This is a genomic window from Oceanicola granulosus HTCC2516, assembly GCF_000153305.1.
Lineage (GTDB): Bacteria > Pseudomonadota > Alphaproteobacteria > Rhodobacterales > Rhodobacteraceae > Oceanicola > Oceanicola granulosus.
The window spans coordinates 671,652-697,498 of the sequence record NZ_CH724107.1 but is presented as its reverse complement, the minus strand read 5'-3'; the positions used below and the strand labels follow the sequence as shown (position 1 = coordinate 697,498).

The window sequence follows — 25,847 nt, the reverse complement described above, 5'->3', positions numbered from 1 at the left end:
GCGCACCCCGGCGTCAGTCGTTGTCGACGATCAGCTGCAGGTAAGGACGGCGCCTCTCGGCGAAGCCGTGCGCGAATTCGTCCGGGCGCGGGCGCTGGCGCACCAGCGGGTCGACGCGGGTCAGGCCGGGGCCGATCTCGAGGCGGCGCGGCGGGGTGCCGATCTCTCCGTCGACCATCAGCGCCCCGAGGGCGGCGCTCACCAGCCCGTCGTCCCCAATCAGCGGCAGCGCGATCATCCGGCCCGTCAGGCGCGGCCGGGCGAGGCCGCGGCGGGCGGCGAGCGGCAGCTCGACGATGGCGGGCTTGTCGAACAGGTCGGCCAGCCGCGCGCCGACCACCTCGCGCGCCTCTCCGTGGAAGAACGTGCTCAGCGGCATCCCGCGCGGGTCCATCCCGAGCAACTGCGTCAGCCGCTGCCCGGCGACGCGCAGCCGCCCGACGCGCGGCGCGACGCGCTGGAGCAGGAACGCGTGGGGCAGGGCGGCGCTCAGCCGGGCGGGATCGACGGCGCGGCGCTGCGGCAGCCGGTGCTGACCGCGCAACTCGTGCCAGTAATCCTCCATCTGCCGCATCGCCGCCTGCAGCGCGGCGGCCGAGGTGCTTTCCCGATCGATCGTGCGCGTCATCTGACCATCTCCGGTTCGCCACGTCGCTCGCACGTCTTTAGCGCGAGTTAATGCGGCGTTCATCTTCTGTTAAGATAACGCCAATCCGCCGCCACGAAAGTGCCCAAAGTATAAACGGGTTAATGCTTGTGCAGAACGGCTCCGGTCTTATACGTGCGCGAACCAGACCGCGGGAGCAGGCATGATGCAATCCATGACAGCCTTCGCCAGCCGCAGCGGCTCCGCCGGCGGCGTCTCCTGGAGCTGGGAGATGCGCGGGGTCAACGCGCGCGGGCTCGACCTGCGGCTGCGGCTGCCCGACGGCGTCGCCGGGATCGAGCCGGCGCTGCGCACCAAGCTGTCGGCGCGGCTGACGCGCGGCGCGATCACCCTGACGCTGAGGCTGACACGGGAGGAGGCGGCGCAGGGGCTGGCGCTCGACGAGGCGCAGCTCGAACGGGTGCTCGACGCGCTCGGCGAGATCGAGCAGCGTGCCCTGTCGCGCGGCCTCACCCTCGCCCAGCCCACCGCCGCCGACGTGCTCGGCTGGCGCGGGGTCGTGAGCGGCGGCGAGCTCGAGGCGGGCGACGACGGCGCCGCGCTGGCGCGGGCGCTCGAGGCGGATGTCGACGGGCTGCTCGATGCCTTCGTCGCCATGCGCGCCGTCGAGGGCGCGGCGCTGCACCGGGTGATCGCCGCGCAGCTCGACGTCATCGGCGGCTTCGTGGCCCGCGCCGCCGACCTCGCCGAAGCGCGCCGCGACGAGACCCGCGCCGGCCTCACCGCCGCGCTGCGCCGCGTGGCCGAGGACGTGGCCGAGGTCGACGAGGCGCGGCTGGCGCAGGAGCTCGCGCTGCTGGCCGTCAAACAGGACGTCACCGAGGAGCTCGACCGGCTGCGCGCCCATGTCACCGCCGCGCTGGCGCTGCTGGCCGAGGACGCGCCCGTCGGCCGGCGGCTCGACTTCCTGGCCCAGGAGTTCAACCGCGAGGCCAACACGCTTTGCGCCAAGTCCCAGTCGCAGCCGCTCACCGCCGTCGGGCTCGAGCTGAAGGCGGCGATCGAACAGATGCGCGAGCAGATACAGAACGTGGAGTGAAGATGTCCCGACGCGGCCTGCTGATCATCCTGTCCTCGCCCTCGGGCGCCGGCAAATCGACCCTCTCGACCCGCCTCAGGGCGTGGGATCCGACGATCCGCTTCTCGGTCTCGGCCACCACGCGCCCGCCGCGCGAGGGCGAGGTCGACGGGCACGACTACCACTTCCGCACCGAGGCCGAGTTCCGCCACCTCGTCGCCACCGGAGAGATGCTCGAGCACGCCCACGTCTTCGGCAACTTCTACGGCTCGCCCCGCGGCCCCGTCGAAGAGGCCATCGCCACGGGAAGCGACGTGCTGTTCGACGTCGACTGGCAGGGCGCCCAGCAGATCCGCAACTCGGTGCTGAAGGACAACGTGCTGTCGATCTTCCTGCTGCCGCCTTCGATCCGCGAGCTGCGCCGCCGGCTGGTCGAGCGCGCCAAGGACGACGACGAGGTGATCGAGAAGCGGATGCAGAAGAGCTGGGACGAGATCAGCCACTGGGACGCCTACGACTACGTCCTGGTCAACGACGATCTCGACGCCACCGAGACCAACCTGAAGACCATCGTGATGGCCGAGCGCCTGCGCCTGCCCCAGCAGCCCGACCTGTTGTCGCACGTGCGCAGCCTGCAGCAGGAATTCGAGGAGACGGCATGAGCCTTTACGCGCTGGACGGCATCCGCCCCGAGATCGACGATACCGCCTGGATCGCGCCGGGCGCGCACGTGCTGGGCCGGGTGGTGCTGGAGGCCGACACCTCCGTCTGGTTCTGCGCCACGCTGCGCGGCGACAACGAGCCGATCGTGGTCGGGCAGGGGAGCAACATCCAGGAGAACTGCGTGCTTCACACCGACATGGGCTTTCCGCTCACCATCGGGAGGGGCTGCACCATCGGGCACAAGGCGATGCTGCACGGCTGCACCATCGGCGACAACAGCCTGGTCGGCATGGGCGCGACGGTGCTCAACGGCGCGAAGATCGGCTGCGACTGCCTGATCGGGGCCGGGGCGCTGGTGACGGAGGGCAAGGAGATCCCCGACGGCTCGCTGGTGATCGGCGCGCCGGCGAAGGTGGTGCGCAGCCTCGACGCGGAGGCGGTCGAGGGCCTGCGCCAGTCGGCGCTGCACTACCAGGAGAACGCCCGCCGCTTCCGCAAGGGCCTCACCGCGCTCTGAGCGGTCAGCCGCGCTCGCTGAGGTCGGCCGCGTCCACGAGATCGAACTCCACGTCCGGCGCGGCGGCACGCACTTCGCGGCGGACGAGATCGGCATGGGGGAGCTTGTCGGCAATGGCGCGGTAGCAGCCGGTGAAGCCGCACTCCTGGAGCCGGCGCGCGATCTCGAGCGCGTCGAAGCCGGGGCCGACGAGAGGCGAGACGATGATGTCGGGCTCGATCTGGCCGAGCAGCCCCCGGTCGAGGTTGCCGAAACTCGTGAAGTGCAGCCCGCCGTCCGACATCTGCCGGTTGTACTTGCGCCATCGATCAACGGCACCGATTACCAGCAGGACCGGGCTATCGGCAGGCGAAGTCGCCGCTGCTAGCCGCATGTCTCAATCCCTCGTTACGCCCTCGCCTCGATCGGGCCTCGGGCTGGTTCCTGAGCCAGCCCCCACGTTTCGATCTTCCCGGAAGGGTAGGACGCGAGTCAAGAAAATAAGGGAGATGTATACAGCTTCCCTAGCGTACAGCAGGCGGTTAAGAGGCGGGTCATGTCCCTCTCGCCGCTCTCCGCCATGCTCGATGCCCTGCCGCTTCCGGCACTGCTGATCTCGTCCGACGAGCGGGTCTGCGCGATCAACGCCCGCGCCCGTGCGCTGCTGGGAACGGACGGGCTGGGGCGGCACTATATCAGCGCGCTCCGCCAGCCGGCCGTGCTCGACGCGGTGGAGCAGTGCTTCGCCGACGGGCGCGAGCGCACCACGCGCTACCTCGGCGTCGAGGGCGGGCGCGACACGACCTGGCGCGTCACCTCCGCCGCGGCGGCGCTGGAGCAGGGGCGGGGGGTGCTGCTGAGCTTCGAGGACATCACCGCGCTCGAGGAGGCGGGGCAGATGCGGCGCGACTTCGTGGCCAATGTCAGCCACGAGCTGCGCACGCCGCTGACCGCGTTGGTCGGCTTCGTCGAGACCCTGCGCGGGCCGGCGAAGGACGACGCCGCCGCGCGCGAGCGGTTCCTCGGGATCATGGAGAAGGAGGCCGGCCGGATGGCGCGGCTGGTGGAGGACCTGCTGTCGCTGAGCCGGGTCGAGGAGGAGGAGCGGCTGCGCCCGGCGACGCCGCTGCCGCTCGCCGACCTGGTGCGCGACGTCGCCGAGCTGTTTCGGCCGCTGGCGGCGCGGAACGGGCTCGAGCTGGTCGTGCGGGTGCCCGATGCGCCATTCAGCGTCCCCGGCGATGCGGGCCAGGTCCGGCAGGTGCTCAACAACCTGCTCGAGAACGCCATCAAGTACGGCACCGGCGGCGGCCGGGTCGAGCTCACGCTCTCGGGGCCACGCCAGGAGCCGTCGCTGCGCGGCGAGGGGGTGCGGCTGGCGGTGCGCGACCACGGCGAGGGGATCGACTCCCACCACCTGGCGCGGCTGACCGAGCGATTCTACCGCGTGGACACCCACAGATCGCGCGAAGTGGGCGGCACTGGGCTCGGCCTGGCCATCGTGAAGCATATCGTGAACCGCCACCGGGGTCGGCTGCGGATCGAGTCCGAGCGCGGGAAAGGTAGCCGATTCACGGTGATACTGCCGACAGCCTGACCCGCCGTGGCAGGCTTCCGCTACGTCATGAGAGAGGGGTGGGCGTGTGTCATAAAAGTCTTACATCCCTGTCACAAAAGCGCAGCCGGCGGGCCCTAGCGAGACCCGCGAGGGCCGACGCTGCCGGTGCCGGTCCCGCCTGACAGAACAATGGAGCAAGTCATGTCCATCGCTAAACTGACCGCCTCGAGCCTGGCGATCGCCGCCGTCACCGCCTCCGCGGCCGTGGCCCAGTCCCGCGACAACGTCCAGATCGCGGGCTCCTCGACGGTGCTGCCCTACGCCTCGATCGTCGCCGAGGTCTTCGGCGAGAACACCGACTTCCCGACGCCGGTCGTCGAGTCGGGCGGCTCCTCGGCCGGCCTCGCCCGCTTCTGCGAGGGCGTCGGCGAGAACACCATCGACATCGCCAACGCCTCCCGCGCGATCCGCGAGGGCGAGCTCGAGGAATGCGCCGCCAACGGCGTGACCGACATCATCGAAGTGCGCATCGGCTACGACGGCATCGTCTTCGCCAGCCGCATCGACGGGCCCGACTTCACCGCCTTCGAGGCCTCCGACTGGTTCACCGCGCTGGCCGCCGAACTGCCCGTCGACGGCGAGATCGTCGAGAACCCGCACACCACCTGGAACGAGGTCGACGCCGACCTGCCCGACGCCGAGATCCTGGCCTTCATCCCCGGCACCAAGCACGGCACCCGCGAAGTCTTCGAGGAGAAGGTCCTGCTGCAGGGCTGCGAGGACACCGGCGCGCTGCAGGCCTTCCTCGACTCCGGCATGGACGAGGACGCCGCCGAGAGCGCCTGCATGGCGGTGCGCACCGACGGCGCCTCGGTCGACATCGACGGCGACTACACCGAGACGCTCGCGCGGCTCGACTCCAACCCGCAGGGCGTCGGCGTGTTCGGACTGTCGTTCTACGAGAACAACACCGACAAGCTGAAGGTCGCCACCATGGGCGGCGTCGAGCCGACCACCGAGACCATCGCCGCGGGCGACTACCCGGTCTCGCGCCCGCTCTACTTCTACATCAAGGCCGCCCACCTCGGCGTGATCCCGGGCCTCAAGGAGTTCGCGCAGTTCTTCGTCGCCGACGAGCTGGCCGGCCCCGACGGCCCGCTCGCCGCCTACGGCCTCGTCTCCGACCCCGAGCTGGCCGCGACGCAGGCTAAGGTCGCCAACGAAGAAACCATGTAACCAGTCTAGGAGAGAGGGGGGGGTCGCGCGGCCGCCCCCTGCCTGCCCCAAGGCCGGGAGCCTCCATGTCCGCCCTCGTGATCGTCCTGATCGTCTGCGCCATCGCCGCCGCCGGCTTCGTGCTGGGGCGTGCCCGTGCGCTCGCCTCCGCGGGCGGTGACATCCGCGGCCTGCATTCGCTGCCAAGCTACTACGGCCTCAACGTCGCGCTCGCCGCGCTCCTGCCGGCGTTGCTGCTGCTCGCGCTCTGGTCCATCGCCCAGCCGCTCCTCGTCGAGCGCAGCGTCGCCGCCATGCTGCCCGACGGCGTCGACAGCGCTCTCGTGATGAGCGACGTGCGCCGGGTCGCCGACGGCCTCGCCCTCGCCGTCGCCCAGGGCGCGCTGAGCCCGCAGGAGGTCGCCGCGCTCGATGCCGACGCCACCGACCTGCGCGCCACGCTCGGCGACGTCGGGGTCGCGCTCGGCTCGGCGGTCACGCCCGAGATCCTCGACGCCGCGCGCACCCACCGCGCGATGAGCGCCACGGGCGACCTGTGGCGCGCCATCGTGGTCATCGCCGCCGCCCTCGCCGGCACGGCCGTGGGCTGGAGCGTCACCAACAGCGCCCTGCGCGCGCGCAACCTGGTCGAGCGGGTCGCGCTGGCGCTGCTCGCCTTCGCCGCCTCGGTCGCGATCCTGACGACGCTCGGCATCGTTCTGTCGCTGATCTTCAACACGCTCGAGTTCTTCCGCCTCTACCCGGCGTCGGAGTTCTTCCTGGGCACCACCTGGTCGCCCTCCTTCGGCGGCGGCTCCGAGCTCGGCATCCTGCCGCTGCTCTGGGGCACGCTCTACATCTCCTTCATCGCCCTGCTCGTCGCGGTGCCGATCGGGCTGTTCGCGGCGATCTACCTCTCGGAATACGCCAGCCCGGGCGTGCGCGGCATCGTCAAGCCGCTGCTCGAGATGCTCGCGGGCATCCCGACCATCGTCTACGGCCTGTTCGCGCTGCTGACGGTGGGGCCGCTGCTCGTCGAGCTGTTCGGCAACGGCGGGCCGCTCGGCCTCGGCTGGATGGACGGCGGCACGGCGGTGATGACGGCGGGGCTGGTGATGGGGATCATGCTGATCCCGTTCGTCTCGTCGCTCTCCGACGACATCATCAACGCCGTCCCCCAGGCCCTGCGCGACGGCTCGCTCGGCCTCGGCGCGACCCGCAGCGAGACGGTGCGGCAGGTGATCCTGCCCGCCGCGCTGCCGGGCATCGTCGGCGCGGTGCTGCTCGCCGCCTCGCGCGCCATCGGAGAGACGATGATCGTGGTGCTCGGCGCGGGCGCCGCGGCGCGGCTGTCGATGAACCCGTTCGACGCCATGACCACGGTGACGGCCAAGATCGTCTCGCAGCTCACCGGCGACGCCGACTTCTCCTCGCCCGAGGCGCTCGTCGCCTTCGCGCTGGGGATGACGCTCTTCGTCATCACCCTCGTCCTCAACGTCTTCGCGCTCTGGATCGTGCGCACCTACCGGGAGCAGTACGACTGATGTCCGACGCCATCGCCCCCACGCCGCCCGCGCGCGCCGTCTCGCTGCACGCCACCGACGCCCGCACCCGCCGCCGCAACGCCGCCGAGAAACGCTTCAAGGCCTACGGCCTCACCGCCATCGGCATCGGCCTCGCCTTCCTCGCGGCGCTGCTGTTCGCCATCGTCTCCAACGGCTCGGCGGCCTTCACCCAGACCTTCGTCGAGGTGCCGATCACGCTGGACGCCGAAGAGATCGCCGCCGCCGAGAGCTCCATCGTCAAGACCTCGAAGTACCGCGAGATCATCCACGGCGCGCTGCTCGAGCAACTCGCCGACGCGGGCATCGAGACCGACATGGACGCCGCCGAGCTCGGCAAGATCCTCTCCTCCTCCGAGGCCGCCGAGATGCGCGACTTCGCCCTCGCCAACCCCGAGCGCATGGGCGAGACGGTGCGCTTCGACTTCCTCGCCTCCTCGCGCGTCGACGGCTACCTCAAGGGCCGCGTCACCCGCGACGCTCTCGCACGCGACCAGAACCTCGACGCCGCCCACCTCGACCTCGTCGACCGCCTCGCCGAGCAGGGGATCGTCGTGAAGCGGTTCAACTGGGACTTCATCCTCGGCGCCGACGCCTCCGACCAGCGACCCGAGCAGGCGGGGATCGGCGTGGCGATGCTGGGCTCGTTCTTCATGATGCTCGTGGTGCTCGCCCTCGCGCTGCCGATCGGCGTGGCCGCCTCGATCTACCTCGAGGAGTTCGCGCCGAAGAACCGGATCACCGACTTCATCGAGGTCAACATCTCCAACCTCGCCGCCGTGCCCTCGATCGTCTTCGGCATCCTCGGCCTCGCGGTGTTCATCCAGTTCGCCGGCCTGCCGCAATCGGCGCCGCTGGTGGGGGGCCTGGTGCTGACGCTGATGACGCTGCCCACCATCATCATCTCCACCCGCGCCGCGCTCGCCGCGGTGCCGCCCTCGATCCGCGCGGCGGCCCTCGGGGTCGGGGCGAGCAAGATGCAGTCGGTGTTCCACCACGTGCTGCCGCTGGCGATGCCCGGCATCCTCACCGGCACCATCATCGGCCTGGCCCAGGCCCTCGGCGAGACCGCGCCGCTGCTGCTGATCGGCATGGTCGGCTTCATCGCCTCGAACTACCCCGATGGCGTGGTGTCGGGCTTCACCGATCCCAACTCGGCGATGCCGGCCCAGATCTACGAATGGGCCAAGCGCGCCGACCCGGCCTTCTATGAACGGGCGTGGGGTGGCATCATCATTCTGCTCCTGTTCCTGATGACGATGAACTTCATCGCGATCCTTCTCCGCCGCCGCTTCGAGCGCCGCTGGTGAGCCGACAACAGGAGCTCGACATGGACGACCTGAGACGAACGGAAGCACTCTTGAGCCAGCAACAGACGAAGATCTCCGCGCGCAACGTGCAGGTCTGGTACGGCGACACCCACGCGATCAAGGACGTGAGCGTCGAGATCGCCGACAAGACGACGACCGCCTTCATCGGCCCCTCGGGCTGCGGCAAGTCGACATTCCTGCGCTGCATCAACCGGATGAACGACACGATCCCGGCGGCGCGCATCGAGGGCGACATCGAGATCGACGGCGAGGACATCTACGACCGCCGCGTCGACCCGGTGCGCCTGCGCGCCAAGGTCGGCATGGTGTTCCAGAAGCCCAACCCGTTTCCGAAGTCGATCTACGACAACGTCGCCTACGGCCCGCGCATCCACGGCCTCGCCCGCGGCCGCGCCGAGCTCGACGCGATCGTCGAGAAGGCGCTGCGCCGCGCCGCGCTCTGGAACGAGGTGAAGGACCGGCTTACCGCGCCCGGCACCGGCCTCTCGGGCGGCCAGCAGCAGCGGCTCTGCATCGCCCGCGCGGTGGCCACCGAGCCCGAGGTGCTGCTGATGGACGAGCCCTGCTCGGCGCTCGACCCGATCGCCACCGCCCAGGTCGAGGAGCTGATCGACGAGCTGCGGCAGAACTACTCGGTGGTGATCGTCACCCACTCGATGCAGCAGGCCGCGCGGGTCAGCCAGAAGACCGCGTTCTTCCACCTCGGCCACCTCGTCGAGTTCGGCGACACCGCGACGATCTTCACCAACCCCGAGGACAGCCGGACCGAGAGCTACATCTCCGGCCGCATTGGATGAGCGCCATGACCAATCCCGATCAGCACATCGTCTCCGCCTACGACCGCGACCTCGAGACCATCCAGGCGCTGGTGATGAAGATGGGCGGCCTGGTGGAGGCCGCGATCCTCGACGGCGTCCGCTCGCTCGAGACCCGCGACCTCGAGCTCGCCGAGAAGGTGCGCGCCGGCGACAAGGCGATCGACGCGCTCGACGAGCAGATCAACGAGGAGGCCGCCAGGTGCATCGCGCTGCGCGCGCCGGTCTCGCGCGACCTGCGGGTGCTGCTGTCGGTGATCCGCCTGACCGGCAGCCTCGAGCGGGTCGGCGACTACGCCAAGAACATGGCCAAGCGCACCTCGGTGCTCGCCGAGATGACGCCGATCACCGGCACCGACGCGGCGCTGCGGCGCATGGCGCGCGAGGTCCAGCTGATGCTCAAGGACGTGCTCGACGCCTACATCCAGCGCGACGCCGACCTCGCCGAGGACGTCCGCCAGCGCGACCACGAGATCGACCAGATGTACAACGCCCTGTTCCGCGAGTTCCTCACCTTCATGATGGAGAACCCGCGCAACATCACCGCCTGCATGCACCTGCACTTCATCGCCAAGAACGTCGAGCGCATGGGCGACCTCGTCACCAACATGGCGGAGCAGGTGATCTACCTCGTGACCGGCAAGGTCCCCGACGAGGCCCGTCCCAAGGCCGACAGCACCTCCTTCTCGACCCTCGGGACGGAGGGCTGAGGCCGTGGCCGGGGCGGGACAGCCGCACGTGCTCATCGTCGAGGACGAGCCGGCGCAGCGCGAGGTGCTGGGCTACAACCTCGAGGCCGAGGGCTTCCGCACCAGCCGCGCCGAGGACGGCGAGCAGGCGCTGATGCTGGTGCAGGAGGACCGGCCCGACGTGATGGTGCTCGACTGGATGCTGCCGAACCTGTCGGGCATCGAGGTCTGCCGCCAGCTCAAGTCGCGCCCCGACACCCGCGACGTGGCGATCATCATGCTGTCGGCGCGCTCCGAGGAGGTCGACAAGGTCCGCGGCCTCGAGACCGGCGCCGACGATTACGTGGTCAAGCCGTACTCGGTCTCCGAACTCATGGCCCGCGTGCGCACCCAGCTGCGCCGCGTGCGGCCCTCGACGGTCGGGCAGGTGCTGACCTTCGAGGACTTCGTGCTCGACGCCGAAACCCACCGCGTCACCCGCGCCGACAAGCCGCTGAAGCTCGGCCCCACCGAGTTCCGCCTGCTGTCGACCTTCATGGAGAAGCCCGGCCGCGTCTGGTCGCGCGACCAGCTGCTCGACCGGGTCTGGGGCCGCGACATCTACGTCGACACCCGCACCGTCGACGTCCATATCGGCCGCCTGCGCAAGGCGCTCACGGCGCATGGCGGCAGCGACCCCGTCCGCACGGTGCGCGGCGCGGGCTACGCCCTGGGCTGAGTCGCGCGGGGCAGGGGGGCTTCGCCCCCCTCTTGGCCCAAGGGCCAATTCACCCCCCAGGATATTTTCAGGACAGAGACGAAGAGCGCGGCGCCCCCGTCTCTGTTCGTCAAATATCCCCGCCGGAGGCAGGCCGGACGGTCGGGCCCGCGCAGGGGCCGGGGTAGCTCAGAACGGGATCTCGTCGTCGATGTCGCCACCGCCGCCGCTGCCGCCCCCGTAGCCGCCGCCACTGCCGCCGCCCTGGTCGTAGCCGCCACCACCGCCGCCGCCGCCGTAGCCGCCGCGGTCGTCGTAGCCGCCGCCACCCCCGCCGCCGCCTTCGCCGCGGCTGTCGAGCAGCGTCAGCTCGCCGCGGTAGGGGCGCAGGACGACTTCGGTGGAGTAGCGGTCGGCGCCGGACTGGTCCTGCCACTTGCGGGTCTCGAGCTGGCCCTCGATGTAGACCTTGGAGCCTTTCCGCAGGTACTGCTCCGCGATCCGCGCGAGGGGCTCGGAGAAGATCGCGACGGAGTGCCACTCGGTGCGCTCGCGGCGCTCGCCGGTGTTGCGGTCCTTCCAGTTCTCGGACGTCGCGATGCGCAGGTTGCAGACCTTGCCGCCGTTCTGGAAGGTGCGGGTCTCCGGGTCGCGCCCGAGATTGCCGATGAGGATCACCTTGTTCACGCTGCCGGCCATGGCGCCCGCCTCCTGTATCCGTGTCTGTCTCGAATCGTCGGCCACCCTAGGCTCGCACGGGAGCGGTTGCCAACGCCTTACCTTGCTGGCTGGCCAAATCCCGGTTTTCCGGTATTCTGCCCCGAGGGATCGACGAGAGGGACGAGGGATGCGGGGATTCCAGCTGGCACTTGTGCTCGGGCTGACGCTGGGAAGCGTCGCGGAGGCGCAGACGCTCTCCACCTCCAACCGCAGCGCCCTGTTCCGCTCGCAGCTCGACGTGCTCGACAGCCGCGCCGCGGCGCAATACGCCAACTCCGTCCGTCTTCAGCCGCCCCGCGTGGTGGTGCCCGGCACGCCGCAGGCCGAGGGCTTGAACGTCGCCTACGACGGCCGCTACCGGGGCGCCTGGACCGACGTGGCCCGCACCGTCGCTCGGCGGCACGGGGTGCCGGAGGAGCTGTTCCTGCGCCTCGTCAACCAGGAGAGCCGCTGGAATGTGAACGCCCGGAGCCACAAGGGCGCGCTCGGCCTCGCCCAGCTGATGCCGGCCACAGCCCGCCAGCTCGGCGTCGACCCGGCCGACCCAAACCAGAACCTGGACGGCGGCGCGCGCTACCTGCGGATGCAGTTCGACACCTTCGGCTCGTGGCGCCTGGCGCTCGCGGCCTACAATGCCGGGCCGGGAGCGGTGCAGCGCTACGGCGGCATCCCTCCCTATGCCGAGACACGGAACTACGTCGCGGTGATCCTCGGCGAGTGACGGCTCAGCTCGCCGCCGCGCGGGCCTTGGCCTTGAGGCTGTGGCCGAGGGTCTCGATGTCGTCGCCGGCCACCTTCGGCACGATCCGGTAGGCGGCGTTGACGAAGCAGAACAGCGCGAACATCAGCAGCCCCACGCAGAGCAGTGTCACGAGGATCCGCCCGTAGGCCTGCTCATAGAGCCAGCCGAAGGCCGAGCCGAGCCCGCCGGCCTCGCTGGCGTTGCTGCTCAGCGCCGCCGAGAGGATCAGCCCGCCGACGATCAGCACCACGACGCCCTGCGCCGCCACGCCCGCCTTCAGCAGGCCGTTCCAGCGGGTGGTGAACCGGCTCGCGCGCAGCTCCTTGCGGTAGGTCTCCTTCCACGCCTTGTGCAGGTAGTAGAGCCCCGCGCCGATGGTGACGAGACCGGCGATGCCCACCGCCCAGCGGCCGCCGGGCTGCGACATCAGCTCTTCCAGCCAGCGCGTCGTCGCCGAGCTGCCGCCCCCGCCCGACCCGGAGCCGAACAGGATCGCCGCCGCACCGACGCCGATGGCGCCGTGGATCAGGCCGGTGACGACCATGCCGGTGCGCGCGACCATGCCCTCGCCGTCGGTGCCGTAGGCCTCGAGGTCCCAGAAGGCGTCGACCAGCCGCCAGACCATGTAGGCCAGCAGCCCCAGCACGATCAGCACGAGCACCACGCCGCCGCCCGTCGTCGTCTCGAGGCTCTGGAGCGCGGTGCCGGTGCCCTCCGCCTGCCCGCCTCGCCAGATCGCCCAGAGCGAGAAGCCGGCGACCACGACGTAGACCAGCCCGCGGCCGGCATAGCCCGCCCGCATGACGGGCACGGCCCAGGACAGATCGGTCTTCGACATCGGCTTGTTCCTCTTGATGCTTCAGAGGGCCAATGCCGCGGCGGCGCGGCCGGTTCCCGCCTACTCGGCGGCGACCTTGATCACCGGCTCCATCGATGCGAGCTCGGCGTCGTCGAGCCAGCAGAGCGAGCGGTGCCCGTCGCCGAGGTCGCGGTATGGCGGCAGCTCCGTCTCGCACTTGTTGCCCGGGACCCGGTCCTTCCAGCGGCAGCGGGTCTGGAAGGGGCAGCCGGGCGGCGGGTTCATCGCCGAGGGGATGTCGCCCTCGAGCACGATGTGCTTCTTCTCGACGCGCGTGTCGGCGATGGGCACGGCCGAGAGCAGCGCCTCGGTGTAGGGGTGGTAGGGCGGCGCGAAGACCTGCTCGGTGGTGCCCGTCTCGACGATGTGGCCGAGATACATGACCACGACGCGATCCGACAGGTAGCGCACGATGGAGAGGTCGTGCGAGATGAAGAGCAGGGTCGTCTTCTGCTCGCGCTGGATGTCCATGAGCAGGTCGGTCACCGCCGCCTGCACGCTCACGTCGAGGGCCGAGACCGGCTCGTCGGCCACGACGATGCGCGCGCCGCCGGCGAAGGCGCGGGCGATGCCGACGCGCTGCTTCTGGCCGCCCGAGAGCTGGCGCGGCATGCGCTCGGCGAAGGCGCGGGGCAGCTTGACGAGGTCGAGCAGCTCGAGCATCCGCTCGCGCCGCTCCTGCTGGGTGTCGCCCACGCCGAACAGCTCGAGCGCGCGCATGATCTGGCTGCCCACGCTCATCGACGGGTTCAGCGTGTCGAACGGGTTCTGGAACACCATCTGCACGTCCGCGATGGTGCGCGTGTCGCGCTGCTCGATCGGGATCTGCTCGATGTTGCTGTTGTCAAGCAGGATTTCCCCGTCGGTCGCCGTCTCCAGCCCCATCAGCACCTTGGCGAAGGTCGACTTGCCGCAGCCCGACTCGCCGACGATGGCCAGCGTCTCGCTCTCGCGCGCCTCGAAGCTGAGGCTCTCGTTGGCCTTGACCACCTTGGTCTCGCCGCCGCCGAAGAGCGCGTTGGCGGCGACCTCGTAGTACTTCTTGAGGTTGTCCATCCTGAGCACGACCTGCCCGGGCGCCGACTTCTCCTTGCCGGCGCCGCCGAGCGGCATCATCGACCAGTCGATCTCGTCATAGCGGATGCAGCGCGTCTCGTGGCGGTCGTTGCCCTCCACGTCGAACATCGGGATCTCCTGCGCGTCGCAGCGGCCCTTGACGAAGTAGTCGCAGCGCGGCCCGAAGTTGCAGCCCGGCGGGCGCTCGTGGGGCAGGGGGAAATTGCCGGGGATGGCGACGAGCGGCTTGGCGTTCTTGTCGGCGCCCGGCAGCGGGATCGAGCGGAACAGCGCCTGCGTGTAGGGGTGGCGCATCTTGTCGAAGACATCCTCGATCGAGCCGGTCTCCACCGCCTCGCCGGAATACATCACGCAGATCCGGTCGCAGGTCTCGAGCACGAGGCCGAGATTGTGGCTGATGAACAGCATCGAGGTGCCGTACTTCTTGCCCAGATCCTTCACCAGCTCGACCACGGCCGCCTCCACGGTCACGTCGAGCGCGGTGGTGGGCTCGTCGAGGATCAGCAGCGAGGGGTTGGCCATCAGCGCCATGGCGATGACGATGCGCTGCTGCTGGCCGCCCGAGAGCTGGTGCGGGTAGGAGCGCAGCATTCGCTCTGGGTCGGGCAGCTTGACGTCGGCCACCACCTCGAGCGCGCGCCGCCAGGCCTCCTTCTCGCTGACGCCCTCGTGGATCATCGGCACTTCCATGAGCTGGCGGCCGATCTTCATCGCCGGGTTCAGCGAGGCCATCGGCTCCTGGTAGATCATCGCGATCTCGCGGCCGCGGATGTGGCGCAGCTCCTCGGCGGTCATCTCGTTGAGGTCGCGCCCCTTGAACCGGATCGAGCCGCCCACGACCCGCCCGTTGACGCCGAGGTCCTGCATCACGCCGAGCGCCACCGTCGACTTGCCGCAGCCCGATTCGCCGACGAGGCCCATCGCCTCGCCGGGCTGGACGGTGCAGGAGAAGTCCATCACCGCCGGGATCTCGCGCAGGCGCGTGAAGAAGGAGATGGACAGGTTGTCGATCTCGAGGATCGGGCCCTTGTACTTGCTCGGTTTGCGCACGCGCCTCTCCCAGTCTCTGTTCGTCAAGTATCCCGGGGGTCCGGGGGCTGGCCCCCGGTCCCTCGGTCAGTCCTTGAGGCTTTCCTCGCGAAGTCCGTCCGCCAGCAGGTTCAGCCCCAGCACCAGCGTCAGCAGCGCGAAGGCGGGCGGCAGGGCGGGGTGGGGGTAGATCGACAGCAGGCGGCGGCCGTCGTTGATCGTCGTGCCCCAGTCGGGGCTCTCGGGCGGCAGGCCGAGGCCGAAGAAGCCGAGGGTGCCGAGCAGGATCGTGGTGTAGCCGATGCGCAGGCAGAAATCGACGATCAGCGGCCCCCGCGCGTTGGGCAGGATCTCCCAGAGCATGATGTACCACGGCCCCTCGCCACGGGTCTGCGCGGCGGCGACGTAGTCGCGCGTCTTGATGTCGAGCGCCAGGCCCCGGACGATGCGGAACACCGTGGGCGAGTTCACGAAGACCACCGAGACAAAGACCACGAGGATGCCGCCCGGCACGTCGAAGGCGTCGAGCCAGCCCGGCAGGATCGACACCGGCGAGCCGACCTCGCTGATCAGCGACAGGTAGATCCACCCCGTCACGCCGAGCACCGCCGCCAGCAGCGGCAGCCGCAGCGCGGGGCGCGTGTGGTAGCGCGAATTCAGCAGCACCGCGAGGAAGATGATCGGGAAGACGAACAGGAACGTCGCCATGTAGTTCGGGATGCCGGTGGCGATGATCTCGGGCGTCACCAGCAGGTAGAACAGCAGGATCACCGGGAAGGCGAGGATCAGGTTTGCGAGGAAGCTCAGCACCGTGTCGAGCTTGCCGCCGTAATAGCCCGCCGGCAGGCCCAGGGTGATGCCGACCATGAAGGCGAAGACCGTCGCCAGCGGCGCGATGCCGATCACCACCCAGGCGCCGTCGACCATCCGGCTGAAGATGTCGCGCGCCAGGTTGTCGCCGCCCAGCAGGTAGTGCGGGAACAGCCCGTCCTCGGCCGCGTCCGGCACCGCCACGCCCGGCAGCTCGTTCTTCAGCTGCACGATCTGGGTCAGCGGATCGTGGGTGGCGATCATGTCGAAGAGCCCGGCGAAGATCGCGGTGAAGACCCAGAACATCACCAGGCCGAAGCCGATCATCCCGATGGTCGAGTCGAAGAGCTTGCCGTAGAGCCCGGTGCGCCGCTTGGTCAGGATCGACAGCGCGAAGGTGACGACCAGCGCGATCCAGACCGGGGTGAAGCGCGCGGCGATGGCGCCGACGATGCCGGTCTCGCCGTAGGGCATCAGCACGCCGCCCAGCAGGTAGAGCAGTGCCAGCAGGACGATCGCGAGGAAGGCCCAGCGGATGATCGTGGTGTAGACGTCGATGGTCAGGCGCTGGAACAGCCAGGCCAGCACCGCCCCGAGCGCGAGGAAGGCGACCGCCGTCAGCACCGCCGCCGTCCAGCCCGGCATGCCGGTCTCGGTCAGCCATGTCCTCAGCGTCGGCGCCGACCAGGCGTATTCCAGCCCGTAGAGCGCCAGCCCGATGACGAGCGCGGGAAAGAACAGCTGGGCCACCGAGGTCGGCACCTGGTTGAACATGTCGCCGAAGTTGCGCCCGGCGACGGAGACGGGCACGTCGCCCGGCGTCACCATCGTCGCGGCGAGGTAGCCGAGCACGCCGAAGCCCCAGGCCATCGCCGCCCAGCGCAGGAGCGGGTCGAGCACGCCGCCGAGTTCACCAGTCCAGGTCAAAGGATCCATGTCATGCCCCTCAGCTGATCCGGATACGGGGGTTGAGGTAGACGTAGCCGATGTCGGAGATCAGCTGCGTCACCAGCACCACGAAGACGGAGACCACGGAGACGCCGAGCAGCAGCTCGATGTCGTTGTTGCCCGCCGCCTGCACCAGCGTCCAGCCAAAGCCCTTGTAGTTGAAGATGGTCTCGACGATCACCACGCCGTTCAGAAGCCACGGAAACTGCAGCATGATCACCGTGAACGGCGCGATCAGCGCGTTTCTCAGCGCATGCTTCAGCACGATGTTCTGGAAGCTCACCCCCTTGAGCCGCGCCGTGCGGATGTATTGCGCGGTCATCACCTCGGTCATCGACGCCCGCGTCATCCGCGCGATGTAGCCCATACCGTAGAGCGCGATGGTCAGCACCGGCAGGGTGAAGTTGGTGAAGTTGGCGTCGTCCATGGCCGAGGTCGCCGAGCCGTTGAACCATCGCAGGCCCACGGCGGTCGAGGCGAAGACGGCGATGAAGATCACGCCGGAGACGTATTCCGGCGTCGCCGTGGTCAGGATGGACACCGTCGACAGCGAGCGGTCGGTGCGCGAGCCCTCGCGCATCCCCGCCAGCACGCCGATGATCAGCGCGCCGGGCACCATCACCACCATCACCCAGAACATGAGCTTGCCGGTGAGCGCGAGGCGCGTGGCGATGATGTTCTCGACATCGTCCCGGAAGACCGACGAGAAGCCCCAGTTGCCCTGCAGCACGCCGCAGAAGCGCGCCGCGTCCTCGGGCAGGCTGGCCGTCTCGCCGAGCTCGCCCGCGCAGCGCGAGCGCCAGATGCCGTCGGTGCCCTCGATTACATAGCCCGGCAGCACCCCGAGCCACTGGCCGTACTTGGTGATCGTGGGCTGCAGGTAGCCCCGGTTGCCCAGGTACGTTTCGACCTGCTCGTCGGTCATGCGGAAGTTGCCTTCCGTCTTCGCGAGCTTCTCGAGGTTGGGGTAGAGGTTGGTGAGGAAGAAGACGATGAAGGTCAGGCATAGGGCCGTGAGCACCATCAGCCCCAGCCGCCTCAGTATGAACAGTCCCATCGGGTTCCCTGTTTCCTGCGACGGGTTGGCCCGCCTGCTCTTACCGCGCGCGCCCGCGCGGGGCTTGGACCGGGCCGCCCGGGGGCGGCCCGTTCTGTAACTTTAGCCGGTAAATCCGAGTTTGTAGACGTGAATCTCGAACGCGGGGTGCATCTCGGCCCCGACCACGCCCGGGCGGAAGTGGCGGTAGAGCGAGCGCCAGTAGGGCTGGATCATCACCGCGTCGTTCTGGAGGATGGTCTCGAGCTCCGCCATCACGACCGCACGCTCCTCGGCGTCGGCGATCGACAGCGCCTGGTTGAGCTTGGCGTCGAACTCGGGGTTCGAATAGGCCGACTCGTTCCACGCCTCGCCGGTGCGGTAGGCGAGCGAGAGCACCTGCACGCCGAGCGGGCGGTGGTTCCACTCGGTCAGCGAGAACGGGTACTTGGTCCAGTCGTTCCAGAAGGTCGAGCCGGGCATGACCGTGCGCTCGATGGCGATGCCGGCGTCGCGGATCTGCGCGGCGCAGGCGTCGGCGGTGTTGCGATTGAAGCCGTCGTCGAGCGAGACCAGCTCGTGCACGAAATCGGCCATGCCGGCCTCCTCGAGCATCGCCATCGACTCCTCGGGCGCGTAGGGGGCGGGGCCGATGTCGACGTATTCGGGATGCACCGGCGCGACGTGGTGGTTGGCGGCCACGACGCCGAGGCCGCTGTAGCCGAGCTCGAGCAGCACGGCGTTGTCCACCGCCTTGACCAGCGCCATGCGGACGCGCTGGTCGGCGTAGGGCACCATATCGCCCACCGGAGTTTCCTGGTTGAAGCGCAGCACCACCGTCGAGCCGGTGACCACCTCGCTTTTCTCCCAGCCGAGCGCGTCGGCGATGTCGATGAACTCGTTGACGTTCTCGTAGAGCATGTCGACTTCGTCGGACTCGATCGCCGCGATCCAGGCCGCCGGGTCGGAGCCGTAGTCGATGAACTCGACCCGCTCCACGTAGGCGCCGCCGAAGCCCTCGGCCTCCTTGCCCCACCAGTCGTGATCCTCGTTGCGCACCAGCACGCCCTTGACGCCGGGCTCGAGGCTGACGGGCAGGAAGGGGCCGGTGCCGATGGCGTTCTCGATCATGTTCGCCGGGTCGTGGCTCTCGTGGACGACGGCGGCCGGGTAGTCGGACATCGACACGATGATCGAGATGTCCGGCTCCTGGGTGGTGACCTTGACGGTCATGTCGTCCACCTTCGTCACCGCGCCCTCGCGGAGCTGGTTGGTCTCGGGGTCGATCAGGTTCGAGAAGCGGCCGGCCATCGAGTTGCCCTCGACATCGGCGTCGCACCAGTACTCGAACATCCGCACCACGTCGTCGGCGTTGAACTCGTCGCCGTTGTTCCAGGTCACGCCGGGGCGGACGTGGAGCGTGTACTCGGTGGCGTCGGCGTTCGCTTCCCAATCCTCGAGCAGCATGCCGCGCAGGGTGCCGTCGCGGTTGTACTCGACCATGTACTCGAGCCAACCGCGGTAGAAGTTGGCGATCTCCGACCAGTCGGCGGAGCGCGGATCCTTGAGCGCGATCACCTCGGTCAGGATGCGCATGGTGCCGCCGTCCTGCGCCATCGCGTGCGCCTCGGCGGCGGCGGGCTCGGCCCCGATCAGCGCGTAGGCGGTGGCGGCACTGACGCCGAGCGCGGTGGTGCGGGTCAGGAACTCGCGGCGGTCGAGTTTGCCCTCGGCAACCTCGCGGGCGTACATCTCGGCGGCCGGATGGAGCGGCTTGTGCGTGTCGATCATGGAATGCCTCCCTGGCGAATTTGGACAGCGGGGCGAAGGCGATCCCGTCGCTCGGGGCCGGCGCGCCGCGCTTCGGCGAACATTTGCGCATGTTTGCGCAGCCGAGGTCAACGGCTAGATCCGCCGCTTCCTGCAACGAAAACGACTCGGCGGCCGACGCGACCGGATCGGGCGCGTCGCCCTCAGCCGGCGGGAAGCGGGCCCATCCGGCGGAAGGCGGAGGGGGTCATGCCGGTCTCGCTGGTGAAGGCGCGGCTGAAGTAGGCGGCGGTGGTGTAGCCCAGGTCCTCGGCGATGCGCTTCATCGGCAGACGGGTCTGGCGCAGCATCAGCCGCGCCTCGTAGAGCACCCGGTCGCTCAGGATGGTGTGGGCGGAGCGGCCGCAGGTGCGGTTGCAGCAGCGGGTCAGGTGCGTCGGCGTCACCCCGAGCGCGGCGGCGTAGTCGGCGACGGTGCGGCGGCTGCGGTAGTGCCGCTCGACGAGGTCCGTATAGGCGGCGACGAGGCGGGCCTGCGCCGTCTGGCGGCGCTCCTCCTCGGCGTAGCTCTGCATCTGGCGCTCGAAGAACACCGACAGCAGCCCGAGCTGGTAGTGCGCGGCGCGGGTGTGGGCGGTGGCGTCGGAGCGCAGCTCGGCCTCGAGATGGTCGAAGATCAGCGCGAACTGCTTCTGCTGCACCACGTCGCGCAGCCGCAGGTGCACGGGCTCGTCGGGCCACTCCGTGGCCATCGCGTTGGGGATCGTCAGGATTTGGGCGTAGACCGTCGAGCCGACCTCCATCCCGTACATCGTGCCGGCGGGCAGGAAGATCAGGTTGTTGGGCCCGTAGCCCGAGGTCAGCCCGGCGACGGTGATCCGCCCCTGGCCCCGGCCGACGAAGATCAGCCGCGGGCTGCGGTGGCTGCGCATGGCCTCGGTGCGCCAGCGGCTCTCGCCGTGGCCGTGCGAGAGCGCGCGCAGATCGAGGCGGTTCTCCGACGCGTCGTGTGGCAGCTGATCGAACATCTCCGTCCCCCCACGGTGGCTGCTTGTCGTAGCGTAAGGTCGTCGGTGCGGCGGGCAGGATCAACCCCTTGCCGCAGGGGGAAGGCGAGGGAGTTGTGGATAAGTCTGTGGTCAGTCCGGCTGCGGGAGCGGGATCGGGCGCCAATCCGCCATCCTCTTGCGCATCCAGGTCCTTTGCCGCTTGGCATACTGGCGCGACGCGACGATCGCGGCGTCGCGGGCCTGACGCAGGGACAACTCGCCGCGGACATGGGCGATCATCTCCGCCGCCCCGATGGCGCGCGCGCTCTGATGTGCCGAATCCCACGCTGGCTCCATCGCGCGGGCCTCCTCGACGAGACCCGCCTCGAGCATCGAATCGAAGCGCCGCGCGATGCGCTCGGCCAGCCAGTCCCGCTCGGGCCGCAGCACCAGCGGCGTCGCGGCCTCCAGCGGTAGCAGCGGCGGCGGCGTCTCCGCCTGCCACGCCGCCATGCCGCGCCCGGTCGCGTGCAGCACCTCCCAGGCGCGCTGCACGCGGGCGCGGTTGGCGAGATCGAGGCCCGCCGCCGTCGCCGGGTCGAGCCCGTCGCGCAGGACGGGCAGGGGCAGGGCATCGGCCTCGGCGCGCAGCCCGGGCGGCGTCGGCGGGATCTCCGCCAGCCCCTCGGTGAGCGCGGCGAAGTAGAGCCCGGTGCCGCCGACGATGATCGGCCGCTCCTGCCCCCCGAGCAGCGGCGCGACCTCGCGCAGCCAGTCGCCCACCGAGTAGGCCGCGTCGCGCGGGACGTGCCCGTAGAGCCGGTGCGGCGCGCGCGCCTCGTCCTCCGGCGAGGGCCGCGCGGTGAGCAGCCGCCAGCCGTCGAACACCTGCAGCGCGTCGGCATTCACGACGACCCCGCCGCCCGCCTCGGCGATCGCGAGCGCCAGGCCCGACTTGCCGCTCGCCGTCGGTCCGGCGATCAGCACCGGGCGGTCGGCGGGAACCTCCTCGGGCCGGATCACGCCGAGCCGTCGCCTGCCGTGAGGATGCCCACGATTTCTGCCTCCGCCGCCATTGAACCACCCCGGCTTTTCCGACATTTTGCCGGCGGCATAAAGAGGAGCATCCCGATGGCCGACAGCCAGAATTCGACGTTCAAGAGGGTGCTGCTGAAGATCTCCGGCGAGGCCCTCATGGGCGACCAGGGCTACGGCCTGCACCCGCCGACGGTTGCGCGGATCGCGCAGGAGGTGAAGTCGGTCCACGATCTCGGGGTGGAGATCTGCATGGTGATCGGCGGCGGCAACATCTTCCGCGGCCTCGCCGGCTCGGCCCAGGGGATGGAGCGCACCACCGCCGACTACATGGGCATGCTGGCCACGGTGATGAACGCGCTGGCGATGCAGTCGGCGCTGGAAGAGCTCAACGTCTTCACCCGGGTGATCAGCGCGATCCGCATGGACGAGGTGGCCGAGCCCTACATCCGCCGCCGCGCCGTGCGCCACCTCGAGAAGAAGCGCGTCTGCATCTTCGCCGCCGGCACCGGCAACCCCTACTTCACCACCGACACCGCGGCCACGCTGCGCGCCAACGAGATGAACTGCGAGGCGATCTTCAAGGGCACCAAGGTCGACGGGGTCTACGATAAGGACCCCAAGAAGTTCGCCGACGCCCGCCGCTACGAGACGGTGAGCTACGACGAATGCCTGCAGAAGCACCTCGGCGTCATGGATGCCTCCGCCATCGCGCTGGCCCGCGACAACAACCTGCCGATCATCGTCTTCTCCCTCGACGAACCCGGCGGCTTCCGCGGCATCCTGGCCGGCGAGGGCACCTATACCCGCGTCCACGGGTGAGCCCCCGTCGGGCACTGTGCCGCGACGGAAGTTAACAAATCGTTTCGTGATTTTGATCCTCTGGTCAAAAATCTCCCCCATGCTGACGGCCGGGGCCGCTGAAGAGGGCAGCCCCGGCCGTTCAAACACATGCTGGCGGGGGATACATGGCCATCATCATCACGGGAATCATCGACGGACCTCGCTCGGGAGGCGTGCCGAAGGCGATCGAGCTCACGGTGACGGAAGACATCGCCGATCTGTCGATCTACGGGATCGGCTCGGCGAACAACGGCGGCGGCAGCGACGGCGAGGAATTCACCTTTTCGGCCGTCTCGGCCTCGGCCGGTGACAAGATCTACATCGCCAGCGAGACGCCCGGCTTCGAGGCCTTCTTCGGCTTCGCGCCCGACTACACGACCAGCGCTGCGTCCATCAACGGCGACGACGCCATCGAGCTGTTCCAGGACGGCGCGGTGATCGACGTCTTCGGCGATATCGACGTCGACGGCACCAACCAGCCCTGGGAATACCTCGACGGCTGGGCCTACCGCGCCGACGACAGCTCGGCCTCGACGACCTTCGACATCGCCGACTGGACCTTCTCCGGCAAGAACGCCCTCGACGGTGAGTCGAGCAACGCCGACGCCGGAACGCCGTTCCCCATCGGCACCTACGTCTCCGGCCCGCCCGCGCCGGAGCTGACCATCTCCGATGCGTCCGTCATCGAGGGCGACGACGGCGAGACGCTCGTCGAGCTGACGGTGACGCTGGCCGGCGCGGCCTCGGGACCGTTCACCGTCGACTTCGACACCGCCGACGGCACTGCGACCGCGGGCGAGGACTACGTGGCGCAGTCCGGTGTGCTGAGCTTCGCCGGCACGCAGGGCGAGACGCGCACCATCACCGTCGCCGTCGCCGGCGACGAGGTGAGCGAGACGGCCGAGAGCCTCAGCGTCGTCCTTTCCGGCATCACCGGCACGACCGATGCGACCATCGCCAAGGACACCGGCACGTTGACCATCGAGAACGACGACTACCGCGACGTGCTCATCAGCGAGATCCAGGGCAGCGGCAGCGCCTCGGAGATCGAGGGGGATCTCGTCACCATCGAGGGCGTCGTCACCGGCGTCTACGTCGACGGGATGCGCGGCTTTTACGTGCAGGAGGAGAAGCGCGATCAGGACCACGACGCCAGCACCTCCGAAGGCATCTTCGTCTATGCGCCTAATGCCGTCGTGTCAGAGGGCGATCTCGTCTCGGTGAGCGGCACCGTCGACGAGTTCTACGGACTGACCCAGCTCACCTCCGTCGCCAAAATCGATGTCCTCAAGAGCGACGTGAAGCTCCCGAAGGCCATCTCGGTCGAACTTCCGCTGATGGACGGCGAGTCCTTCGAGGCGCTGGAGGGGATGCGGGTGACGTTCGAGCAGGAGCTCACCATCACCCAGCTGTTCAACTACGAACGCTACGGCGAGGTGCAGCTCTCCACACAGGGTCAGGTGCCGCAATTCACCCAGATCCACGAGCCCGACCCGGACGGATACGCTGCCTGGCAGGCGCAGGACCTGGCGACGCGCATCATCCTCGACGACGGAAGCACCGCGCAGAACCCGGACGAGCTGCCGTTCCTCGACGTGGAGGAGTTCGGCGCGGGCGACACGATCACCGGCCTGACCGGCGTGATGTCCTACAGCTTCGGCGACTGGAAGCTGCAGCCGACCGAGGCGGTGCCGGTGGAGTTCGAGAACACCAACCCGCGCGAGGAGGCGCCCGCCGATGTGGGCGGTGACGTGAAGGTGGCGAGCTTCAACGTGCTCAACTACTTCACCACGCTCGACGACGGCAGCAGCACGGTCAACGGCCAGGACCCGCGCGGCGCCAACAGCGAGGCCGAACTCGCGCGCCAGACGTCGAAGATCGTCGCCGCCCTCGATGCGCTGGATGCCGACGTGGTCGGGCTGATCGAGATCGAGAACGACGACGGCGCCGCGACCGACGCGCTCGTCGCCGCTCTCAACGCCGTCTCCGACCGCACCTACGCGGCGGTCGACACCGGCGTGATCGGCACCGACGCGATCAAGGTGGCCTTCATCTACGATACCGAGACGATGAAGATCGCCGACGGCACCTCGGCCGCGATTCTCGACACCGACGCCTTCGTCGCGCCGCTCGAGACCGGGCCCAAGAACCGCCCGGCGCTGGCCGTGACCTTCGAGGAGAAGGCGACCGGCGAGCAGTTCACCGCCGTGAACAACCACCTGAAGTCGAAGGGCTCGCCCGTCGATGGCGATCCGAACCTCGACGACGGGCAGGGCAACGGCGCGCTGACCCGCAAGATGGCCGCCGACGAGCTCGTGAAGTGGCTCGCCACCAACCCGACCGGCACGAGCGACGCCGATCAGCTGATCCTCGGCGACCTCAACGCCTACGCCAAGGAAGACCCGATCGACGAGATCAAGGCCGGCGCGGACGACATGATCGGCACGGCCGACGACTTCACCGATCTCGCCACCAGCTTCCTCGGCGAGGAGGCGTACTCCTACCGCTTTTCCGGCCAGTGGGGCACGCTCGACTACGCCCTCGCCAACCAGCCGCTGCTGGAGTCGGTGACCGGCGTGACGGAGTGGCACATCAACTCCGACGAGCCGAGCTACCTCTCCTACAACGACAACGTCCTCGACCCGGAAGAGCGGTCCTTCCAGGTGGTGCCCGACCCGCAGGAGGCGCTGTTCGACGCCGACTCGCCCTTCGCGTCGTCCGACCACGACCCGATCCTCGTCGGTCTCGACCTCGACGGCTACGACAACCGCTTCGCCGGTACCGACAGGAACGACCGTCTCACCGGCACCGGGGAGCGTGACCTGATCGAGGGGCTCGGCGGCAACGACCGGCTCCGGGGCGCGGGCGGCGACGACGACATCGACGCCGGCGCGGGCAACGACCGCGCCTACGGCGGGGCGGGCGACGACCTGCTGATGGACGGCGCCGGCAACGACCGCTTGTACGGCGGCGCGGGCGACGACACCTTCGAGATCGGCGGCGGCAAGGACCGTGCCTGGACCGGGAGCGGGGCCGATACCATCATCTTCGCCGCCGGCCTCGCCGACGACGGCAGCAAGGACAAGCTGCGCATCAGGGACTTCGACACCGAGATGGACCTGCTCGACCTGCAGGGCATCGAGATCGAGAAGGTCAGGGAGAGCAAGAAGAAGGTCACCCTCACGCTCGAGGGCGACGGCGACAGGATCGAGCTGCGCGGCGTGTCGGACTTCGACGACATCCAGTTCGCCGACGACACGTTCGCCTTCGTCTGAGGC

Annotated in this window: 23 protein-coding genes; 13 read left to right on the top strand and 10 right to left on the bottom strand. The window is 69.3% G+C overall.

Translation table 11 applies throughout. From position 1 onward, the window contains the following. Positions 1 to 13: 13 nt before the first annotated feature. Positions 14 to 628 (bottom strand): PAS domain-containing protein, encoded by a 615-nt coding sequence (locus OG2516_RS03360; RefSeq protein WP_007254207.1) that lies wholly within the window; start codon positions 626 to 628, stop codon positions 14 to 16. 193 nt (positions 629 to 821) lie between these two features. On the opposite strand from OG2516_RS03360, the gene OG2516_RS03355 reads away from it, so the two are divergent. The 3 genes from OG2516_RS03355 to OG2516_RS03345 are packed head-to-tail and all read left to right on the top strand — an operon-like array spanning position 822 to position 2,865. Continuing rightward, on the top strand, positions 822 to 1,706 hold the full coding sequence (locus OG2516_RS03355) for a YicC/YloC family endoribonuclease (RefSeq protein WP_007254206.1): 885 nt from the start codon (positions 822 to 824) through the stop codon (positions 1,704 to 1,706). Between the two features lie 2 nt (positions 1,707 to 1,708). Continuing rightward, on the top strand, positions 1,709 to 2,347 hold the full coding sequence (gmk, locus tag OG2516_RS03350) for a guanylate kinase (protein ID WP_040614943.1): 639 nt from the start codon (positions 1,709 to 1,711) through the stop codon (positions 2,345 to 2,347). Beyond that, positions 2,344 to 2,865 carry a gamma carbonic anhydrase family protein gene (locus OG2516_RS03345; RefSeq protein ID WP_007254204.1) on the top strand — a complete coding sequence of 174 codons (522 nt, stop codon included), beginning with the start codon at positions 2,344 to 2,346 and terminating at the stop codon, positions 2,863 to 2,865. Before gmk ends, OG2516_RS03345 begins: the two co-directional genes overlap by 4 nt. A 4-nt stretch (positions 2,866 to 2,869) precedes the next feature. Here OG2516_RS03345 and OG2516_RS03340 read toward each other — a convergent pair whose 3' ends face one another. Continuing rightward, complete coding sequence (locus OG2516_RS03340) at positions 2,870 to 3,238, bottom strand: hypothetical protein (protein WP_156799265.1); 369 nt, start codon at positions 3,236 to 3,238, stop codon at positions 2,870 to 2,872. A gap of 162 nt (positions 3,239 to 3,400) precedes the next feature. Between OG2516_RS03340 and OG2516_RS03335 the strand changes: the two genes are divergently transcribed. The 7 genes from OG2516_RS03335 (at position 3,401) to phoB (ending at position 10,732) form a co-directional block, all read left to right on the top strand. Then, positions 3,401 to 4,441 (top strand): sensor histidine kinase, encoded by a 1,041-nt coding sequence (locus OG2516_RS03335; protein WP_007254202.1) that lies wholly within the window; start codon positions 3,401 to 3,403, stop codon positions 4,439 to 4,441. A gap of 162 nt (positions 4,442 to 4,603) precedes the next feature. Next, positions 4,604 to 5,638, top strand: a complete 1,035-nt coding sequence (locus tag OG2516_RS03330; protein WP_007254201.1) for a substrate-binding domain-containing protein — start codon at positions 4,604 to 4,606, stop codon at positions 5,636 to 5,638. A gap of 65 nt (positions 5,639 to 5,703) precedes the next feature. Continuing rightward, positions 5,704 to 7,161, top strand: coding sequence for a phosphate ABC transporter permease subunit PstC (gene pstC / locus OG2516_RS03325; RefSeq protein ID WP_007254200.1), 1,458 nt, complete (start codon positions 5,704 to 5,706; stop codon positions 7,159 to 7,161). After that, the gene (gene pstA / locus OG2516_RS03320) at positions 7,161 to 8,489 is read left to right on the top strand and encodes a phosphate ABC transporter permease PstA (protein WP_007254199.1); all 1,329 of its coding nucleotides are present in this window, start codon (positions 7,161 to 7,163) and stop codon (positions 8,487 to 8,489) included. Before pstC ends, pstA begins: the two co-directional genes overlap by 1 nt. Positions 8,490 to 8,509: 20 nt before the next feature. After that, a complete protein-coding gene (pstB, locus tag OG2516_RS03315; RefSeq protein WP_040614940.1) occupies positions 8,510 to 9,307 on the top strand; it encodes a phosphate ABC transporter ATP-binding protein PstB in 798 nt (265 codons plus the stop codon). Continuing rightward, a complete protein-coding gene (phoU, locus tag OG2516_RS03310; protein ID WP_007254197.1) occupies positions 9,304 to 10,035 on the top strand; it encodes a phosphate signaling complex protein PhoU in 732 nt (243 codons plus the stop codon). Before pstB ends, phoU begins: the two co-directional genes overlap by 4 nt. A 4-nt stretch (positions 10,036 to 10,039) precedes the next feature. Continuing rightward, positions 10,040 to 10,732 (top strand): phosphate regulon transcriptional regulator PhoB, encoded by a 693-nt coding sequence (phoB, locus tag OG2516_RS03305; RefSeq protein WP_007254196.1) that lies wholly within the window; start codon positions 10,040 to 10,042, stop codon positions 10,730 to 10,732. A 168-nt stretch (positions 10,733 to 10,900) separates the two neighbouring features. Here the strand turns inward: phoB and ssb are convergent, their stop codons facing one another. Next, entirely contained in the window at positions 10,901 to 11,410 is a 510-nt protein-coding gene (gene ssb, locus OG2516_RS03300) for a single-stranded DNA-binding protein (RefSeq protein WP_007254195.1), read from the bottom strand. 148 nt (positions 11,411 to 11,558) lie between these two features. Between ssb and OG2516_RS03295 the strand changes: the two genes are divergently transcribed. Beyond that, positions 11,559 to 12,152, top strand: coding sequence for a lytic transglycosylase domain-containing protein (locus OG2516_RS03295; protein ID WP_007254194.1), 594 nt, complete (start codon positions 11,559 to 11,561; stop codon positions 12,150 to 12,152). A 4-nt stretch (positions 12,153 to 12,156) separates the two neighbouring features. On the opposite strand, the gene OG2516_RS03290 is transcribed toward OG2516_RS03295, so the two are convergent. From OG2516_RS03290 to miaA, 7 genes are all read right to left on the bottom strand, one after another. After that, entirely contained in the window at positions 12,157 to 13,011 is an 855-nt protein-coding gene (locus OG2516_RS03290) for a DUF1206 domain-containing protein (protein ID WP_007254193.1), read from the bottom strand. Between the two features lie 60 nt (positions 13,012 to 13,071). Continuing rightward, positions 13,072 to 15,159, bottom strand: coding sequence for a dipeptide ABC transporter ATP-binding protein (locus OG2516_RS03285; RefSeq protein ID WP_007254192.1), 2,088 nt, complete (start codon positions 15,157 to 15,159; stop codon positions 13,072 to 13,074). A 66-nt stretch (positions 15,160 to 15,225) separates the two neighbouring features. Next, a complete protein-coding gene (locus OG2516_RS03280; RefSeq protein ID WP_156799332.1) occupies positions 15,226 to 16,593 on the bottom strand; it encodes an ABC transporter permease in 1,368 nt (455 codons plus the stop codon). Positions 16,594 to 16,894: 301 nt separating this feature from the next. Beyond that, complete coding sequence (locus tag OG2516_RS03275) at positions 16,895 to 17,953, bottom strand: ABC transporter permease (RefSeq protein ID WP_007254190.1); 1,059 nt, start codon at positions 17,951 to 17,953, stop codon at positions 16,895 to 16,897. A gap of 102 nt (positions 17,954 to 18,055) precedes the next feature. Then, a complete protein-coding gene (locus OG2516_RS03270; RefSeq protein WP_007254189.1) occupies positions 18,056 to 19,723 on the bottom strand; it encodes an ABC transporter substrate-binding protein in 1,668 nt (555 codons plus the stop codon). Between the two features lie 182 nt (positions 19,724 to 19,905). Then, on the bottom strand, positions 19,906 to 20,730 hold the full coding sequence (locus tag OG2516_RS03265) for a helix-turn-helix domain-containing protein (RefSeq protein WP_007254188.1): 825 nt from the start codon (positions 20,728 to 20,730) through the stop codon (positions 19,906 to 19,908). A gap of 111 nt (positions 20,731 to 20,841) precedes the next feature. Further along, positions 20,842 to 21,714 (bottom strand): tRNA (adenosine(37)-N6)-dimethylallyltransferase MiaA, encoded by an 873-nt coding sequence (gene miaA / locus OG2516_RS03260; RefSeq protein ID WP_007254187.1) that lies wholly within the window; start codon positions 21,712 to 21,714, stop codon positions 20,842 to 20,844. 108 nt (positions 21,715 to 21,822) lie between these two features. Here miaA and pyrH point away from each other — a divergent pair, with 108 nt between their 5' ends. Together pyrH and OG2516_RS18855 are read left to right on the top strand one after the other, a co-directional pair. After that, a complete protein-coding gene (gene pyrH, locus OG2516_RS03255; protein ID WP_007254186.1) occupies positions 21,823 to 22,548 on the top strand; it encodes a UMP kinase in 726 nt (241 codons plus the stop codon). Positions 22,549 to 22,694: 146 nt separating this feature from the next. After that, positions 22,695 to 25,844, top strand: coding sequence for an ExeM/NucH family extracellular endonuclease (locus tag OG2516_RS18855; RefSeq protein ID WP_007254185.1), 3,150 nt, complete (start codon positions 22,695 to 22,697; stop codon positions 25,842 to 25,844). The last annotated feature ends 3 nt before the right edge of the window (positions 25,845 to 25,847 follow it).

Bases quoted from the DNA above. Each gene is read 5' to 3' on its own strand.
- OG2516_RS03360 (WP_007254207.1), bottom strand. From the start codon at position 628: ATGACGCGCACGATCGATCGGGAAAGCACCTCGGCCGCCGCGCTGCAG.
- OG2516_RS03355 (WP_007254206.1), top strand. From the start codon at position 822: ATGACAGCCTTCGCCAGCCGCAGCGGCTCCGCCGGCGGCGTCTCCTGG.
- gmk (WP_040614943.1), top strand. From the start codon at position 1,709: ATGTCCCGACGCGGCCTGCTGATCATCCTGTCCTCGCCCTCGGGCGCC.
- OG2516_RS03345 (WP_007254204.1), top strand. From the start codon at position 2,344: ATGAGCCTTTACGCGCTGGACGGCATCCGCCCCGAGATCGACGATACC.
- OG2516_RS03340 (WP_156799265.1), bottom strand. From the start codon at position 3,238: ATGCGGCTAGCAGCGGCGACTTCGCCTGCCGATAGCCCGGTCCTGCTG.
- OG2516_RS03335 (WP_007254202.1), top strand. From the start codon at position 3,401: ATGTCCCTCTCGCCGCTCTCCGCCATGCTCGATGCCCTGCCGCTTCCG.
- OG2516_RS03330 (WP_007254201.1), top strand. From the start codon at position 4,604: ATGTCCATCGCTAAACTGACCGCCTCGAGCCTGGCGATCGCCGCCGTC.
- pstC (WP_007254200.1), top strand. From the start codon at position 5,704: ATGTCCGCCCTCGTGATCGTCCTGATCGTCTGCGCCATCGCCGCCGCC.
- pstA (WP_007254199.1), top strand. From the start codon at position 7,161: ATGTCCGACGCCATCGCCCCCACGCCGCCCGCGCGCGCCGTCTCGCTG.
- pstB (WP_040614940.1), top strand. From the start codon at position 8,510: ATGGACGACCTGAGACGAACGGAAGCACTCTTGAGCCAGCAACAGACG.
- phoU (WP_007254197.1), top strand. From the start codon at position 9,304: ATGAGCGCCATGACCAATCCCGATCAGCACATCGTCTCCGCCTACGAC.
- ssb (WP_007254195.1), bottom strand. From the start codon at position 11,410: ATGGCCGGCAGCGTGAACAAGGTGATCCTCATCGGCAATCTCGGGCGC.
- OG2516_RS03295 (WP_007254194.1), top strand. From the start codon at position 11,559: ATGCGGGGATTCCAGCTGGCACTTGTGCTCGGGCTGACGCTGGGAAGC.
- OG2516_RS03290 (WP_007254193.1), bottom strand. From the start codon at position 13,011: ATGTCGAAGACCGATCTGTCCTGGGCCGTGCCCGTCATGCGGGCGGGC.
- OG2516_RS03280 (WP_156799332.1), bottom strand. From the start codon at position 16,593: ATGCCGGGCTGGACGGCGGCGGTGCTGACGGCGGTCGCCTTCCTCGCG.
- OG2516_RS03275 (WP_007254190.1), bottom strand. From the start codon at position 17,953: ATGGGACTGTTCATACTGAGGCGGCTGGGGCTGATGGTGCTCACGGCC.
- OG2516_RS03270 (WP_007254189.1), bottom strand. From the start codon at position 19,723: ATGATCGACACGCACAAGCCGCTCCATCCGGCCGCCGAGATGTACGCC.
- OG2516_RS03265 (WP_007254188.1), bottom strand. From the start codon at position 20,730: ATGTTCGATCAGCTGCCACACGACGCGTCGGAGAACCGCCTCGATCTG.
- pyrH (WP_007254186.1), top strand. From the start codon at position 21,823: ATGGCCGACAGCCAGAATTCGACGTTCAAGAGGGTGCTGCTGAAGATC.
- OG2516_RS18855 (WP_007254185.1), top strand. From the start codon at position 22,695: ATGGCCATCATCATCACGGGAATCATCGACGGACCTCGCTCGGGAGGC.